The following is a 16,424-nucleotide window of genomic DNA, read 5'->3' on the forward strand; positions in this document are numbered from 1 at the left end:
CTTTTGTAAGATAGTGAAAAGGTTGCACTAGTCCGGTCGCACTTGGGTACAAACTCCCCGAACGCCCATTCTTGTAGGATTTTGTCGGAAAAATTCCGATTGAGATATTCGCCACTTCTGAATGACTATTCACCCCTCTAATGAAAAAAATCTTAAATATTTTTTTCTCACCCTAAACTCTATAAGGACAAAGATGTAAGCGTTTACTTATAATCAGATTAATCTAAATAGTCAAATAATTTACAAAAACCCTGTTGACCTTCCTGTGAAACGGGAGTAATATTGTCCTCAATATAAAAACCTGAGCCGGCGGGAAGCGGCAGTCATAAACCGATTCAGCCCCTCTCAACAGGCTTACAGTCAACGTACTTTCGTTGCAAAAATAAATTTCTGAATAGTCAAATAAATCTTAGCCTGGAAAGGAATGATTAACATGAACGAACAGTGGATCTACTTAGACGGACAATACGTAAAAAAGGAAGATGCAGTTGTATCTGTGTACGACCATGGTTTTCTATATGGAGATGGAGTGTTCGAAGGGATTCGAATGTACGATGGGAACGTGTTCCGTCTGGAAGAACATGTTGATCGCCTTTATGACTCTGCAAAATCCATCATGTTGCACATTGAGCTCTCTAAAGAAGAGATGAGCGACATTATTGTTGATACATTGAAAAAAAATCAGCTGGAAAATGCCTACATACGGGTGGTCATTTCCAGGGGTGTTGGAAACTTGGGATTGGATCCATTCACTTGTAGAAAGCCACAGATCATCGTCATCGCAGAACAGCTGGCACTTTTCCCTAAAAGCTTATACGAAACAGGGATCGATATCGTTACCGTTGCAAGCCGGCGAAATCGTGCGGATGTCCTGTCACCGAAAGTTAAATCATTAAACTACTTAAATAACATTCTCGTTAAAATTGAAGCGAATCTTGCAGGCGTAAGCGAAGCCTTGATGTTGAACGATCAGGGATATGTAGCAGAAGGATCTGCAGATAACATCTTCATCGTGAAAAAAGGAAAAATCCTTACGCCGCCGGGATATGTAGGGGCACTGGAAGGGATCACCCGGAATGCCATCATCGAAATCGCCGAAAAATCAGGTTTCGTGATGAAAGAAGAAGTTTTCACCCGGCATGATGTATACACGGCAGATGAAGTGTTCTTAACAGGGACAGCCGCTGAAGTCATCGCCGTTGTAAAAGTTGACGGACGTGTCATCGGAGACGGGAAACCTGGGAAGTATACGAATCAATTATTGCAGGAATTCAGAAACACTGTCACGCAGGATGGAAGAAAAGTTTACAAACAAAATGCTCAAGTCGGCTAAGTTGGAGGTGATGACGTGCGAAGTGACATGATCAAGAAAGGGATCGACCGGGCTCCCCACCGCAGTTTACTATATGCGACGGGAGTCAAGCTTGAAGATATGGAAAAACCATTTATCGGGGTGTGTAACTCTTATATCGACATCATACCCGGTCATATGCATTTAAACGGATTCGCCCAGGTGGTGAAAGAAGCGATCCGGGAAGCGGGGGGAATCCCGTTCGAATTCAATACGATCGGTGTTGACGACGGGATCGCCATGGGGCATATCGGGATGAGGTACTCACTCCCGAGTCGGGAACTGATCGCCGACTCAGCAGAAACCGTCATCAACGCTCACTGGTTTGACGGAGTGTTCTACATTCCGAACTGTGACAAGATCACACCGGGAATGCTAATGGCATCAGTCAGAACCAATGTCCCTTCCGTTTTTGTATCGGGTGGCCCGATGGAAGCAGGTGTTTCGAGCGACGGAAAGCCGTTGTCCCTCGTATCTGTTTTCGAAGGAGTCGGAGCCCATCAGTCAGGAAGGATGACGGCAGAACAGCTTCTCGACATCGAAGCCAATGCCTGTCCGACCTGTGGGTCATGCTCTGGGATGTTCACGGCGAACTCCATGAATTCCTTGATGGAGATGCTTGGAATGGCTCCACCGGGGAATGGGACGATTGTGGCTACTTCTAATGAGCGTCACCAGTTAATCAAGGATGCAGCAAAACACCTCGTAGAAATGGTAAAGAAAGATATCAAACCGAGGGATATCATAACGGAAGATACCATCGATGATGCATTCGCCTTGGACATGGCGATGGGAGGTTCAACGAATACGGTCCTCCATACGCTCGCGATTGCCAATGAGGCGGAAATCGATTATGACATCAACCGGATCAATAAAGTTGCTGAACGAGTCCCCTATTTATCTAAAATAAGCCCGGCCTCAGATTACTCCATGCAGGATGTTCATAATGCAGGAGGGGTCAGCGCCATCATTAAAGAGCTATGTGAAATGGAAGCCGTACACAAAGACCGCATCACCGTTACAGGAAAGTCCCTTTATGAAAACGTGAAGGATGCTCATATTCAAAATGATGATGTCATCCGCCGCAGGGAAAATGCCCACAGTCCAGTCGGAGGATTATCCGTCCTCTTCGGGAATATTGCTCCAAATGGCGGTGTTATCAAGGTAGGGGCAGTCGACCCATCCATTAAAACATTCATGGGTGAAGCGATTGTATATGAATCCCAGGATGATGCCCTTGCCGGAATCGAAAGCGGAGAAGTGAAAGAAGGTCATGTTGTCGTAATCAGGTATGAAGGTCCTAAGGGCGGACCGGGAATGCCGGAGATGCTTGCACCGACGGCAGCCATTGCAGGACGCGGGCTTGAGAAGCAAGTCGCCCTCATGACAGACGGCAGATTCTCAGGAGCATCCCGGGGCATTTCAATCGGGCATGTCTCCCCTGAAGCAGCTGAAGGAGGGCCGATTGGTGTGGTGGAAAATGGAGATCCCATCTTCATTGATCTCACGAACCGGACGATTTCCCTTATGGTTTCTGAAGAAGAGTTGAAGTTCAGACAACAGGAGTGGGTACAGCCTCCTCCGAAAATCAAAAAAGGGTATCTTGCAAGATACGCAAAACTTGTTACATCAGCTAGTACAGGTGGAATCTTGAAAACGGAATAAGTGAAAGCGTTGAAGAGGTAAAAGGATTGGGAACCGTATTTTCAGAGAGCTGGTGGTGCTGCAAACCAGTAATACAACCAATACCGACATCCCCTCTGAGTATCGTTCTGAACCGTGTAAGTAGGAACGATCGAGTAGATGATACTCGTTACAAAAACAAAGGCTGGTGAAATCGATCAGCCTGCCAAGGGAGATGATATCGATCATCTCTGAACTAGGGTGGTACCGTGGAAAGGATGTAAGACCTTTTCGCCCCTGCGAAAGATGAACTCTGTCGTGGTGGGTGGAAAGGTCTTTTTTGTTTGAAAATAGCTCAGGTGGTTCATAACCTGCGACTTTTATATCCAGCTCCGGCGGCTAGTCCCTCGAGGTCATAAGGCAATCTCGCCAAAAAGGCAAAGAACGCCTTTTCAGCGACCTTGCCTTATGCTTGTCGGGTCTGACCAAGCCGCCTGCGCTTTTAAAAAAGGAGGAGATAGGCAATGAGAGCGAAGGTAGAGGCAGAACTGGCTTCACAGACACTGGCGGAATATGTCAACGGTGCTGATATGCTCATGAAGTCTTTGAAGGAGGAAAAGGTTGAGATTCTGTTTGGGTACCCTGGAGGAGCGGTCTTGCCGATTTACGATGCTCTATATAAAGCCCCGATTAAGCACGTGCTCGCCCGTCATGAACAAGGGGCCATCCACGCGGCGGAAGGATACGCAAGGGTCTCGGGAAAACCGGGTGTGGTCATCGCCACTTCGGGACCCGGTGCAACGAATCTCGTGACAGGGATCGCAGATGCCATGATGGACTCACTTCCGCTGGTCGTTTTTACGGGGCAGGTGGCTTCAGGGGTAATCGGAACCGACGCATTCCAGGAAGCGGACGTGGTAGGGATTACGATGCCGATCACAAAGCATAATTACCAGGTACGGGATCTCAAAGATTTACCGAGGATTGTGAAGGAAGCTTTTCACATTGCGTCAACCGGGAGGCCGGGACCGGTACTCGTAGATATTCCGAAAGATTTGACTCTGCAGCAAGCATATCCCGTTCATGAAGTGGAGATGGATCTCCCTGGGTATCAGCCTAATTTCCAACCTAATCCTCTCCAAATCAAAAAACTGGTGGATGCGATCAAGGTGTCGAAGCAGCCCGTCATCTTAGCGGGTGCGGGAGTGCTTCACGGGAAGGCGACCGAGGAATTGAAGACGTTCGCTGAACAATATGACATCCCGGTGATTCACACCTTATTGGGATTAGGGGGATTCCCTGCAGACCATACCCTTTTTCTTGGCATGGCAGGGATGCACGGGTGTTATGCAAGTAATATGGCCATCCACGAATGTGACTTGCTCATTAATATCGGTGCCCGGTTTGATGACCGTTTAACAGGGAATCTTGCTACCTTTGCACCAAAGGCCAAAGTGGTTCATATCGACATCGACCCTGCTGAGATTGGTAAGAACGTGGAAACACAGATCCCGATCGTGGCCGATGCGAAACAGGCCCTTGCCAGACTTCTTCAACATGAGGCCGAGAAGCCCGATTTCGATGCCTGGCATCAGCATCTTAAATCATACAAAAGGGAATATCCTTTCTGGTATAACCAGGCTCATGATGTGTTATCCCCTCAGCGTTTGATTGAGCAGGTGTACGAAATGACGAACGGGGAAGCCGTCGTCACAACGGACGTGGGACAACATCAAATGTGGGCGGCCCAATACTATTCTTTTAAAAAGCCGAATAACTGGGTCACATCCGGAGGACTTGGCACGATGGGATTCGGATTCCCCGCAGCCATCGGAGCACAGCTGGCCAATCCCGACAATACGGTGGTTGCTTTTGTAGGAGATGGGGGCTTCCAGATGACTCTCCAGGAGCTTGTTCTCCTGAAAGAGCTGAACCTCCCTGTGAAAGTGGTCCTTCTCAATAACGGCACACTTGGAATGGTGAGACAGTGGCAGGAAACATTCTTCGAAAAGAGGTACTCCCAATCGGTGTTCTCCACACAACCTGATTTTGTGAAGCTGGCTGAATCATATGGGATAAAGGGATATAAGGTTCAAACCCAGGAAGAAGTCGATTCTGTATTAAAAGAAGCCTTAACGAGTGATGAACCCGTACTTATCGATTGCTGGGTGAATCCGAAGGAAAATGTCTACCCGATGGTGGCTCCAGGAAAAGGATTACACGAAATGTTAGGAGTGAAACCATGAGGAAACGGATTGTAACGGCCCTTGTTCATAACCGGAGCGGTGTCTTGAACCGGGTGACCGGATTGTTTACAAAGCGTCAGTTCAACATCGAAAGTATTTCGGTCGGATATACAGAGACGGAAGGAATTTCAAGGATGACCTTTGTCGTCAATGTAGAAGACGATCGCAAAATCGAGCAGCTCCTGAAGCAGCTCCATAAACAGATCGATGTCCTCAAGGTCTCAGACATCACAGATCAAGGAGTGGTCGCCAGGGAGCTCGCACTCATCAAGGTGTTAAGTACAGGGCAGACCAGGTCCGAAATAAATGGGATCGTAGAACCCTTCAGAGCCGCCATCATTGATGTGGCCAGGGACAGCGTAACCGTCCAGGTAACGGGGGAAACCTCCAAGATAGAAGCGATCATTGACCTATTAAGGCCTTATGGGATCAAAGAAATTGCCAGGACAGGGATTACAGCTTTCGCCAGGGGAAACGGTAAATCAGTTACGGAATTAAAACAATATTCGATCGTGAATTAAAAGCTGTATCAGTAAAATTCACGTTCTAAAAAAACTTATTATTCAAAAAATGGAGAGGATGAGGGAAATGTTAAAGGTATATTATAACGGAGATGTGAATGAAGAAGTTTTAAAAGGAAAGAAAGTAGCGGTCGTCGGTTATGGCTCACAAGGTCACGCACATGCTCAAAACCTGAAGGAAAGCGGATTTGATGTTGTAGTGGGATTGAGAAAAGGAAAGTCGTGGGACCAGGCAGAAAAGGACGGCTTTGATGTCTATTCCGTCCGGGAAGCATGTGAGCAGGCGGAAGTCATCATGGTTCTACTTCCGGATGAGCATCAGCCGAAAGTATATGAGGCAGAAATCAAGCCGGGGCTGTCATCAGGCAAAGCACTCGCATTCGCACACGGATTCAATATCCATTTCCATCAAGTCGTCCCTCCGGAAGATGTAGATGTATTCCTGGTAGCACCAAAAGGACCTGGACACCTGGTAAGAAGGACATTTGAAGAAGGAGCAGGAGTGCCTGCACTCTTCGGGGTTTATCAAGACGCTTCAGGTCAGGCCGCGGAACTTGCCCTGGCGTATGCAAAAGGGGTCGGTGCAGGACGTGCAGGAATCTTGGAAACATCCTTCCAGGAAGAAACAGAAACCGATCTATTCGGGGAACAGGCAGTCCTGTGTGGAGGGGTTACATCCCTTGTGAAAGCAGGATTCGAAACGCTAGTCGAAGCAGGTTATCAGAAAGAGGTCGCCTATTTCGAGTGTTTACACGAATTGAAGCTGATCGTTGACCTGATGTATGAACAGGGATTGGAAGGAATGCGCTATTCGATCTCAGACACGGCTCAATGGGGAGATTTCGTTTCAGGTCCAAGGGTCGTGAACGAGGAAACGAAAGCCCGCATGAAGGAAGTACTGACGGATATCCAAACAGGAAAATTTGCGAAGGGATGGATCCTGGAAAATCAGGCGAACCGTCCGGAATTCAACGCCATCAATCAGCGTGAAAGTCAGCACCCAATCGAAGTCGTTGGAAGGGAACTTCGTAAAATGATGCCATTTGTACAGAAACCTTCAACTAAAGAAAAGGAAGTGGTAGCGAGTGCGAACCATTGAGATCTTTGACACGACTCTACGGGACGGAGAACAATCAGCGGGCGTAAATCTTAATACGATTGAAAAGATCGAGGTAGCGAAGCAGCTGGAGAGACTGGGGGTGGACGTCATTGAAGCTGGATTTCCTGCAGCTTCAAAAGGGGACTTCGATGCCGTGCAGCGGATCGGTTCCACCATCAAGAACAGCTCGGTAACGGGACTTGCGCGGGCACAGCAGCGGGACATCGATGCTGTATGGGAATCCCTTAAAGGAACGGCGGAACCAAGGCTGCATGTCTTCCTTGCAACCTCCCCGATTCACATGACCCATAAGCTGAAGATGACACCCGATCAGGTCATCGATACAGCCGTGCAGGCCGTTCAGTACGCGAAGAAATTTTTCCCGGTGGTTCAGTGGTCGGCGGAAGATGCGTGCAGATCGGATCTCAACTTTTTAGTAAAGATCATGGAAAGAGTCATTGATGCAGGAGCTTCCGTCATCAATCTTCCTGACACTGTAGGGTATATCACCCCTCATAAATACGGTGAATTGTTTCGATACGTAAGAGAAAATGTCCCGAATATCGACGGGGTAAAGCTATCGGCACACTGCCATGATGATCTGGGTATGGCGACGGCCAATTCCCTTGCAGCCATCGAAAACGGAGCCGATCAAATTGAGGGAACCATCAATGGAATCGGTGAACGTGCCGGGAATGCAGCGTTGGAAGAAGTCGCGGTTGCCCTTCGGATCCGTGAAGATTTTTACGGAGCGACGACCTCACTGAAGCTGGATGAAATCAAGAAAACAAGCTCACTTGTCAGCAAACTGACTGGGATGAGGGTACCTGCCAACAAAGCGGTCGTAGGGGATAATGCCTTCGCCCATGAATCAGGCATCCATCAGGATGGCGTATTGAAAGAGAAAACAACTTACGAAATTATCACACCGGAACTGATTGGAGTGAATTCCAACCGTCTCGTGCTTGGAAAACATTCAGGACGTCACGCGTTCAAGAACAAAGCCGTCGAGCTGGGCTTTGAGTTAACGGATGAGAAGTTGAATGAAGCGTTTCATACATTTAAGGACCTTGCGGATAAGAAGAAGGAAATCGTCGATGAAGATCTCTTCAGCATCTTGACGAATAAACAGACAGAAATGACTGAAGGTGTCGGGTTTACACTGGAAAGAATGCAGGTTCAATACGGCATGGACAATATCCCGACGGCCACGATCGAATTGAAGTTTGAAGACGGAAACGTAACCCGCCTAGCTTCAACGGGATCAGGAAGCGTGGAAGCCATCTACAATACCATTGAAAAAATCCTGCCGGGCAAGTCAAAGCTGCTGGATTACAAAATCAACTCAGTGGGCGGCGGCCGTGATGCCCTCGCCGAAGTGTACGTCCGACTGGAGTATGACGGTGAAAATACAAGCGGACGAGGAACCGCTCAGGATGTATTGGAAGCATCAGCCCGGGCGTATTTAAATGCTGTGAACCGGTCGGCACAGCGATCACACACGAGAGAGAAAGAAGCGGTGCAAGCCAGCTTATAAACAACGGGAGTCGAGGATTTCAAGGCTCCTCATAAACCAAAAAAACAGGAGGTAATTCTAATGAAGAAAAAAATCGCTGTACTACCAGGAGACGGTATCGGTCAAGAGATTATGGACGGGGCATTAGAAGTACTGAAGGCAGTGGGTGATTGGTTCGGTCATGAATTCGAAGTGGAGAAAGGATTCATCGGCGGATCGGCCGTTGATCGCTTCGGTACACCGTTACCTCCTGAAACAATCAAGCTTTGTAAAGAGAGCGATGCCGTTCTATTAGGGGCAGTCGGAGGACCGAAATGGGAGCATTTGCCGAAAGAAATCCGTCCTGAAAAAGGGCTCCTGGCCATCCGGAAAGAGTTCGACCTTTTTGCGAATCTGCGACCTGTAAAGGCATTTGAAAGTTTACTGGGGGCATCCCCGCTCAAACGGGAGATTGTAGAAGAAGTAGATTTGGTGATTGTCAGGGAGCTGACAGGAGGATTGTACTTCGGTCAGCCGTCCGGTCGCCAGGGGAAACGGGATGAAGTAGCCGTCGACACCCTGGTATATGAAAAAAGTGAAATCGAACGGATCGTCCACAAGGCATTCAAGCTGGCTCAGAAGCGCAAGAAAAAGTTAACGTCCGTCGACAAGGCAAACGTTCTGGAAACGAGTCGAATGTGGCGGGAAGTCGTGAATGAAGTGGCGGCTGAATACCCGGATGTAGAAGTCGAACACATGCTTGTGGATGTCGCAGCCATGAAGCTGATGTATCAGCCGAAACAATTCGATGTGCTCGTGACCGAGAACATGTTCGGGGATATCCTGAGCGACGAAGCCTCCATGATCACAGGCTCACTCGGAATGCTCCCTTCCGCCAGTTTAAGAGGGGACTCATTCGGACTTTACGAACCCGTTCACGGATCAGCCCCTGATATCGCCGGAAAAGGAAAAGCCAATCCACTCGCTATGATTCTATCGGTTGCCATGATGCTGCGCCATTCCTTCGGCTTGAAAGAAGAAGCGGAAATGATCGAAATGGGGGTCCAGGAAGTGCTGAATGCAGGCTACCGGACAGGAGACCTGTGGACGATGGGACGCGGAACCGTTGTCGGAACGGGTGCCATGAGTCAGCTGGTCGTAGAGCGTCTGGAAGCGGATCATGCCCTGTCTTCCATCCTGGCAGCGTATTTGTAATAGAGAATTTCATATTTTTTTAACGAGGGTGACCGCAGCGGGAAGCAACGAACACTCGCTAACCGAAACAGTCTTCATTGAAATAAAATTTCACCAAACCAGGAGGGAGTTCATGGCAGGGAAAAATATCATCGAAAAGATATGGGAAAAACACATCGTACACAGGGAAAAGGGCAAACCGGATTTATTGTATATCGATCTTCACCTTGTACATGAAGTAACGTCCCCCCAGGCATTCGAGGGGCTGCGCCTGAAAGATCGCAAGCTGCGGAGACCGGATCTGACTTACGCAACCATGGACCACAACGTTCCGACAAGAGAGCGTCACATTGTCAAAGATGAGACCGCCCGGCTGCAAATGGAGACGTTGAAAAATAACTGTGCAGAATTCGGCGTCACCTTGGCAGACATCCATCATCCCGATCAAGGAATCGTCCACGTCATCGGTCCTGAGCTGGGTCTGACTCAACCGGGGAAAACGATTGTATGCGGAGACAGCCATACTTCCACACACGGAGCGTTCGGGGCATTGGCCTTTGGGATCGGGACGAGTGAAGTGGAGCACGTACTGGCGACTCAGACACTTTGGCAATCGAAGCCCCGGACCCTTCAAGTCGAAGTCTCAGGGGAACTCGGATTCGGTGTCACGGCTAAAGACGTGATCCTGAACATCATTTCCACCTATGGAGTGGGTTTCGGCACCGGATATGTCATCGAATTCACGGGAGACGTGATTTGCAATCTGTCCATGGAAGAAAGAATGACCGTCTGTAATATGAGCATTGAAGCAGGTGCGAAAGCCGGATTGATCAGTCCCGACGAAACGACCTTTGACTATTTAGAGGGCAGGGAATACCTTCCTAAAAATAAATCATTCCAACAGTGCAAAGAAGAGTGGCAATCCCTGACAAGCGATCATGACGCCACCTATGATCATAGAATTGAGGTGAAGGGTGAAGAAATCGAACCTCATGTGACATGGGGGACGAACCCGGGGATGGGGTCCGGGATTTCGAGGTCCGTCCCTCACCCGGACGAGTACGGGGACCCTTCTGAAAGGGAAGGGGTAGAGCGGGCGCTTCATTATATGGGGCTTGACGCCGGAATGAGAATCGAGGACATCGAGGTTGATTATATATTTATCGGTTCTTGTACGAATTCACGCCTGAGTGACTTGAGGGCGGCGGCTGAAGTGGTGAAAGGACACACGGTAAAGCCGGGCGTCACCGCTTTGGTTGTTCCAGGCTCGTTTAAAGTGAAGAAAAAGGCAGAAGAGGAAGGCTTGGATACGATCTTCAAGGAAGCTGGTTTTGAATGGAGGGAAGCGGGCTGCAGCATGTGCCTGGCCATGAATGACGACATCGTTCCACCCGGCAAACGCTGTGCATCGACTTCCAACCGGAACTTTGAAGGCAGGCAGGGGAATGGATCAAGAACCCATTTACTGAGTCCTTCCATGGCAGCAGCGGCTGCCGTGACCGGAAAATTGACTGACGTACGTAAGCTTGAAAAAATGCCGATTTCATAGGAGGTGAAAAGGGTGGCAATCAATCATGTGGAAGCCAGTGTATTTCCTCTCAGGAGAGACAACGTAGACACGGATCAAATCATACCGAAACAATTCTTGAAAAGGATCGAGCGTAAAGGCTTCGGTCAGTTCTTATTTTATCATTGGCGGTTTGAAGACGATGGGAAGTCACTGAGACATGACTTTTTATTGGATACCCCAAAATACCGGGATTCCGAGATTCTTCTCGGCGGAAAGAATTTCGGCTGCGGGTCTTCTCGGGAACATGCACCCTGGGCCCTTCAGGACTATGGATTTCAGGTGATCATCGCGAAGAGCTTCGCGGACATTTTTTTAAACAATTGTTTAAAGAATGGGATCCTGCCGATTCAACTGGATGAAAAAACAGTCGATGCTCTTATGAAAAATGAGAGTCAAGTGGATTTATATAAAATCGAAGTGTCCCTTGAGCACCAGACTATCTGTGATTCTGAGGGGCTGCGTGTCTCCTTTGACATTGATCCTTATTGGAAAACGATGCTTCTAAAGGGCCTGGATGAAATCGATTTAACGTTGCATTATGGTGAACATATCGAAGACTACGAAAAAAAATATGAGGTGAGTGACTTGGGAATTTAATGGATAACACTGAAGTGGTAGAAGCAATGGAAAGAATCAGTCATCAGGTGCATCGAACACCGTTAAAGCAATCATCGACGCTGAATGCGTTCACTGGTGGAGATATCTATTTGAAAATGGAGAACCTGCAGCGGACAGGTTCCTTCAAAGTAAGGGGCGCCATGAATAAAATCATGTCATTGTCTGAAGAAGAAGCAGGGAAGGGGATCATTGCCGCGTCGGCAGGAAATCATGCCCAGGGAGTGGCACTGGCTGCTTCTAAGCGCGGAGTCCCTTCGAAGATCTTCATGCCAAAGCGGACGCCTTCTACTAAAGTTGCGGCAACGAAACATTACGGAGCTGAAATCGTTTTGACAGGAGATACCTATCAGGAAGCCTACGGGGCAGCACTTGAGGAGAAAATCAAAAAAGGCTCGACGTATGTTCATGCATTTGATGATCATAAAGTGATGGCTGGACAAGGGACAGTCGCACTGGAAATGCTTCAACAGCTCAGTGATTTAGACATGATTCTCGTCCCCGTCGGTGGAGGGGGTCTCCTGGCAGGGATGGCACTGGCCGTGAAAGCCTTTAATCCCCGCATACAAATTGTGGGCGTGCAGGCTCTTGGAGCACCGGCCACGTATAACTTTTTCACGGGAAGCAATAAAGGATCCCTTGAGCATGTTCATACCATTGCAGACGGGATTCTTGTGAAGAAACCTGGGGAGCTTACGTTTCCGATCATCCGGAAATATGTGGACGACATGGTCACCGTGACGGATGAAGAAATCTCCTATAGCATCATGTTCATGCTTCAACGGGAGAAAACTCTGGTCGAAGGAGCGGGTGCCGCATCCTTGGCGGCAGCCATGTGTCAAAAAGTCAAGGTGCAGGGTAAGAAGGTGGGCTGCGTCATCAGTGGCGGGAACGCCGATCCGAGTAAAATCCCTGTTTATCGTGACTTGTCCAAAATGGCCAGACAGGTGCATCATATTGTGTAAAGATGGGACGGCTCTTAACTGCGTGAGTAGTTGGGGGCGGTCCTCTGTTTTTAGCCATTTGTTATGGGATTTGCTTAGTTTTCCTATAAATGGTAAAAGACGCAATTACTATGTTAAATGACGCAATTATCGAGAAAATGACGCAATAAACTTTATAATGACGCAATTCCTCACTAAACCCGGAGAAAGAAAGTGCCGCGATGATACAACAATCCGAAAAAAAGATCAAAAAATCAGAGGTGATCCTAGAAAAAGTACAAATCCAGCATAAATCATTCGTGGAGATAACTAGAATGATCCAGAACCATCACAATCAATAAATATTGTAAGCTCTTACATTCTGAAAATACGCAAAAACCTATTGTAATAGGTAATTTTTTCAATTATAATGTCCACTATGTAAATACAAATGTACACACGAAATAAACAAATGGAGGTTTTCGGTTTATGGAATCAATTTCAATCGGACTTTTAGGACTCGGAACGGTGGGAGCCGGAGTGGTGAAGATCGTAGGGAATCATCAGGATAAATTGTCTCATCAGATCGGCTGCCCGGTGACGGTGAAAAAAGCCCTCGTTCAGGATTTAGAAAAAGACAGGGGACTGGAGATCGAAAACAGCATATTGACCTTAAATCCTGAGGAAGTCCTGTTTGACCCTGAAATTGATATTGTGGTCGAGGTCATGGGTGGAATCGAAGCAACGAAGGAGCATCTCCTTCATGCTTTAAACGAGGGTAAACATGTCGTCACGGCAAACAAAGATCTCATGGCCCTCCATGGACCTGAATTATTAAAAGCTGCCTCAGAAAATGGCTGTGACTTATTCTACGAAGCAAGCGTTGCAGGAGGCATACCGATTTTAAGAAGTCTGGTAGACGGACTTGCCTCAGATCGCATCACGAAAATGATGGGGATCGTCAACGGGACAACGAACTTCATTCTGACAAAGATGACGAAAGAGGGACGGACCTTCGATGATGTCCTAAAGGAAGCGCAGGACCTCGGCTATGCAGAAGCGGATCCGACGGCAGATGTCGGTGGATTGGATGCAGCGAGGAAGATGGCGATCCTGTCCACCCTGGGATTTTCCATGAATGTGGACCTGGCGGATGTGAAGGTGAAAGGCATCACGGAAGTAACGGGTGAGGACATCCAATATGCGGGGCAGTTCGGCTACACGATGAAACTCATCGGTTATGCCCACCGGGAAGGGGAGAAGGTCGAGGTAAGCGTGGAGCCGACCCTGCTGCAAAAGGAGCACCCCCTCGCGTCTGTACATGATGAATATAACGCCGTGTACGTGTACGGCGAAGCGGTGGGAGAAACGATGTTTTACGGTCCCGGTGCAGGGAGTCTTCCTACAGCGACTGCTGTCGTATCCGATATGGTGGGAATCATGAAGAATATGAGACTGGGGGTGAATGGGAAGAGTGCCGTGAACCCGCAGTTCCCGAAGAAACTGAAAGAACCTGATGAAATCTATTCGAAATATTTCCTGCGGCTTCATGTACAGGACGAAGTGGGCGTATTAGCCAAACTGACCCCCATCTTCTCAAGTCACGGTGTCAGTTTCGAGAAAATACTTCAGAATCCCCTGGACAGTGATGAGTTTGCTGAAATTGTACTGGTGACTCATAAGGCATCTCTTGAACATTACGAAGATATTCTGATGGAGCTGAAGGATTATGAAGCGGTTCATTCGATTGAAAGCTCATACCGCGTAGAAGGAGGAGAAAAAGGATGAGATGGAAAGGACTACTGGAACAGTATGGAAAACATCTTCCATTAAATGCAGATACTCCCCTTTTAAGCTTGAATGAAGGAAACACTCCATTGATCGAGCTGAAGTCGTTGTCCGAGGAATGGGGCATCGAGCTTTATGCAAAGGTGGAGGGGGCGAACCCGACAGGTTCCTTTAAGGACCGGGGAATGGTCCTTGCCGTAGCGAAAGCGGTGGAGTCCGGCAGTCGGACGGTCATTTGCGCTTCGACAGGCAATACTTCTGCATCAGCTGCAGCTTATGCGGCAAGGGCGGGAATCAAATGCATCGTCGTCATTCCGGAAGGGAAAATCGCTCAAGGGAAATTGGCTCAAGCCGTCATGTACGGGGCCGAGATCATTTCAATCGAAGGGAATTTCGATGAAGCTCTGGAGATTGTCCGGGAGTTGAGTAAAACGGAATCCGTCACACTTGTGAATTCTGTGAATCCGTATCGGCTGGAAGGACAGAAAACGGCGGCTTTCGAAGTGATAGAAGGATTAGGGGAAGCCCCTGATGTGCTTGCGATACCTGTCGGGAATGCAGGGAATATTTCAGCATACTGGAAAGGGTTTAAAGAATATTCGGCTCGAAACGATTCCACATTGCCGAGAATGTTTGGCTTCGAGGCTTCAGGAGCAGCGGCTCTCGTTCATGACCGGATATTCCCGCAGCCCGAAACGATTGCCACTGCCATCCGTATCGGGAACCCGGCGAGCTGGACATTGGCAGTCGATGCGCTGAAGGAATCAAACGGACATATAGATGAAGTGACGGATGAAGAAATCCTGGAAGCCTATCAGCTGATGGCAAGGAAAGAAGGGATCTTCGCAGAACCGGCTTCATGTGCTTCCATCGCAGGGATTAAGAAGTCATTGGAAAAAGGGCTGCTTGAACAAGGCTCGAAGGTAGTCGCGGTATTGACGGGGAATGGCTTGAAAGATCCGGTTACAGCCATGGAGTGCAGCCCGGTTACGCCTGTTAAGCTGCCAAACGATCGTGAAATGGTGAAGGACTATATTAAGGGAACGATCGGGGTATGAAGGGCCGGGAACCGCGCTCGTGGAAAATCATCGTCCCGGGAAGCACAGCTAATCTAGGAGCCGGGTTTGACTCACTAGGTTTGGCTTTGGATGTTTTTTTAACGGTGGAGGCTTATGAAGCAGACGATTGGCAGGTGATTCCTCTGTCAGCGGCCCTGGAGGTATTCCCTGCAGATGAGTCGCATTTCATTGTAGAAGTCGTCAAGGAAGTGGCAGCTGAATATGGGAGGAAGCCTGCTCCGTGTCATTTGTACGTATCAAGTGATATCCCTTTGACGAGGGGGCTGGGGTCCAGTGCAGCGGCCGTCGTTGCAGGGGTCGAGCTCGCCAATGCATTATGCGACCTCAACTTGACTCAGGAAAAGAAGCTGGTTCTGGCAAATCGTTTCGAAGGTCATCCCGATAACGTCGGGGCGTCGCTCTACGGAGGGTTTGTCGTCAGCTGTCAGCACGAGAAGGGTGTCAACTTGATAACGGTGCCGGACCTTCCAATCGATGTTGTATGTGTCATTCCGAAAGCGGAGCTGAAAACGTCGGATTCGAGAAATGTCCTCCCGTCATCTCTATCCTTTTCAGAATCCGTTGGTGCTGGAGCGGTCTCCAATGTTCTAGTGGCGGCGTTCCTGACCGGTGATTGGGAAATGGTCGGGAAGATGATGAAGCGGGATCGGTATCACCAGCCTCACCGGAGAAAGCTTCTTCCCCATTACGATGCTGTTGAAAAGGTGGCGGATCGATTCGGTGCTTTCGGTGTCGCTTTAAGCGGGGCCGGCCCAACGGTTGCCTGCTTTGTGGAACGGGAAGCAAGTGAATGGCTCTTCCGCCAGCTCGAACAATCCTTCCCGACCATGGACGTCCGCAAACTATCCATCTCCCAAACGGGCAGCAGCATCATCACCCAACAACCAAAGGTCCGTCCCTCATCGCTTTAAAGCGGAGAG

13 protein-coding genes and 1 other annotated feature are annotated in these 16,424 nt (G+C 48.7%); all 13 genes read left to right on the forward strand.

The features are described 5' to 3' along the window. The first annotated feature begins 433 nt into the window (after window positions 1-433). The 13 genes from ilvE (at window position 434) to thrB (ending at window position 16,415) form a co-directional block, all read left to right on the forward strand. Window positions 434-1,333: a branched-chain-amino-acid transaminase gene (gene ilvE / locus AC0VXY_RS02390; protein ID WP_435993696.1), complete on the forward strand. Its 900-nt coding sequence runs from the start codon at window positions 434-436 to the stop codon at window positions 1,331-1,333. Window positions 1,334-1,348: 15 nt separating this feature from the next. Further along, window positions 1,349-3,016: a dihydroxy-acid dehydratase gene (gene ilvD / locus AC0VXY_RS02395; protein ID WP_435993694.1), complete on the forward strand. Its 1,668-nt coding sequence runs from the start codon at window positions 1,349-1,351 to the stop codon at window positions 3,014-3,016. Beyond that, window positions 3,017-3,276 (forward strand) — a binding site (T-box leader). Window positions 3,277-3,498: 222 nt separating this feature from the next. Beyond that, the gene (ilvB, locus tag AC0VXY_RS02400; RefSeq protein WP_435993692.1) at window positions 3,499-5,220 is read left to right on the forward strand and encodes an acetolactate synthase large subunit; all 1,722 of its coding nucleotides are present in this window, start codon (window positions 3,499-3,501) and stop codon (window positions 5,218-5,220) included. Beyond that, window positions 5,217-5,741, forward strand: coding sequence for an acetolactate synthase small subunit (ilvN, locus tag AC0VXY_RS02405; RefSeq protein WP_435993690.1), 525 nt, complete (start codon window positions 5,217-5,219; stop codon window positions 5,739-5,741). The genes ilvB and ilvN overlap by 4 nt, the downstream gene beginning before the upstream one ends. Before the next feature lie 67 nt (window positions 5,742-5,808). Beyond that, window positions 5,809-6,840: a ketol-acid reductoisomerase gene (ilvC, locus tag AC0VXY_RS02410; RefSeq protein WP_475526759.1), complete on the forward strand. Its 1,032-nt coding sequence runs from the start codon at window positions 5,809-5,811 to the stop codon at window positions 6,838-6,840. Beyond that, window positions 6,827-8,377 carry a 2-isopropylmalate synthase gene (locus AC0VXY_RS02415; protein WP_475526760.1) on the forward strand — a complete coding sequence of 517 codons (1,551 nt, stop codon included), beginning with the start codon at window positions 6,827-6,829 and terminating at the stop codon, window positions 8,375-8,377. Before ilvC ends, AC0VXY_RS02415 begins: the two co-directional genes overlap by 14 nt. Before the next feature lie 60 nt (window positions 8,378-8,437). Beyond that, a complete protein-coding gene (gene leuB, locus AC0VXY_RS02420; protein WP_435993684.1) occupies window positions 8,438-9,550 on the forward strand; it encodes a 3-isopropylmalate dehydrogenase in 1,113 nt (370 codons plus the stop codon). A gap of 112 nt (window positions 9,551-9,662) precedes the next feature. Next, the gene (leuC, locus tag AC0VXY_RS02425) at window positions 9,663-11,078 is read left to right on the forward strand and encodes a 3-isopropylmalate dehydratase large subunit (protein WP_475526761.1); all 1,416 of its coding nucleotides are present in this window, start codon (window positions 9,663-9,665) and stop codon (window positions 11,076-11,078) included. A gap of 12 nt (window positions 11,079-11,090) precedes the next feature. After that, window positions 11,091-11,696: a 3-isopropylmalate dehydratase small subunit gene (gene leuD, locus AC0VXY_RS02430; protein WP_435993680.1), complete on the forward strand. Its 606-nt coding sequence runs from the start codon at window positions 11,091-11,093 to the stop codon at window positions 11,694-11,696. Beyond that, window positions 11,696-12,679, forward strand: coding sequence for a threonine ammonia-lyase (gene ilvA, locus AC0VXY_RS02435; RefSeq protein WP_435993678.1), 984 nt, complete (start codon window positions 11,696-11,698; stop codon window positions 12,677-12,679). Before leuD ends, ilvA begins: the two co-directional genes overlap by 1 nt. Window positions 12,680-13,126: 447 nt before the next feature. Continuing rightward, entirely contained in the window at window positions 13,127-14,425 is a 1,299-nt protein-coding gene (locus AC0VXY_RS02440) for a homoserine dehydrogenase (protein ID WP_475526762.1), read from the forward strand. After that, window positions 14,422-15,483, forward strand: coding sequence for a threonine synthase (gene thrC, locus AC0VXY_RS02445; RefSeq protein WP_475526763.1), 1,062 nt, complete (start codon window positions 14,422-14,424; stop codon window positions 15,481-15,483). The genes AC0VXY_RS02440 and thrC overlap by 4 nt, the downstream gene beginning before the upstream one ends. Continuing rightward, window positions 15,480-16,415 carry a homoserine kinase gene (gene thrB, locus AC0VXY_RS02450; RefSeq protein ID WP_475526764.1) on the forward strand — a complete coding sequence of 312 codons (936 nt, stop codon included), beginning with the start codon at window positions 15,480-15,482 and terminating at the stop codon, window positions 16,413-16,415. Before thrC ends, thrB begins: the two co-directional genes overlap by 4 nt. The last annotated feature ends 9 nt before the right edge of the window (window positions 16,416-16,424 follow it).

The organism is Rossellomorea sp. QJM3NY_18 (assembly GCF_056173145.1).

Excerpts from the sequence above, each read along its gene's own strand:
- AC0VXY_RS02440 (WP_475526762.1), top strand. The coding sequence starts at position 13,127 with ATGGAATCAATTTCAATCGGACTTTTAGGACTCGGAACGGTGGGAGCC.
- leuB (WP_435993684.1), top strand. The coding sequence starts at position 8,438 with ATGAAGAAAAAAATCGCTGTACTACCAGGAGACGGTATCGGTCAAGAG.
- leuC (WP_475526761.1), top strand. The coding sequence starts at position 9,663 with ATGGCAGGGAAAAATATCATCGAAAAGATATGGGAAAAACACATCGTA.
- ilvE (WP_435993696.1), top strand. The coding sequence starts at position 434 with ATGAACGAACAGTGGATCTACTTAGACGGACAATACGTAAAAAAGGAA.
- ilvB (WP_435993692.1), top strand. The coding sequence starts at position 3,499 with ATGAGAGCGAAGGTAGAGGCAGAACTGGCTTCACAGACACTGGCGGAA.
- ilvA (WP_435993678.1), top strand. The coding sequence starts at position 11,696 with ATGGATAACACTGAAGTGGTAGAAGCAATGGAAAGAATCAGTCATCAG.
- ilvN (WP_435993690.1), top strand. The coding sequence starts at position 5,217 with ATGAGGAAACGGATTGTAACGGCCCTTGTTCATAACCGGAGCGGTGTC.
- thrC (WP_475526763.1), top strand. The coding sequence starts at position 14,422 with ATGAGATGGAAAGGACTACTGGAACAGTATGGAAAACATCTTCCATTA.
- ilvC (WP_475526759.1), top strand. The coding sequence starts at position 5,809 with ATGTTAAAGGTATATTATAACGGAGATGTGAATGAAGAAGTTTTAAAA.
- thrB (WP_475526764.1), top strand. The coding sequence starts at position 15,480 with ATGAAGGGCCGGGAACCGCGCTCGTGGAAAATCATCGTCCCGGGAAGC.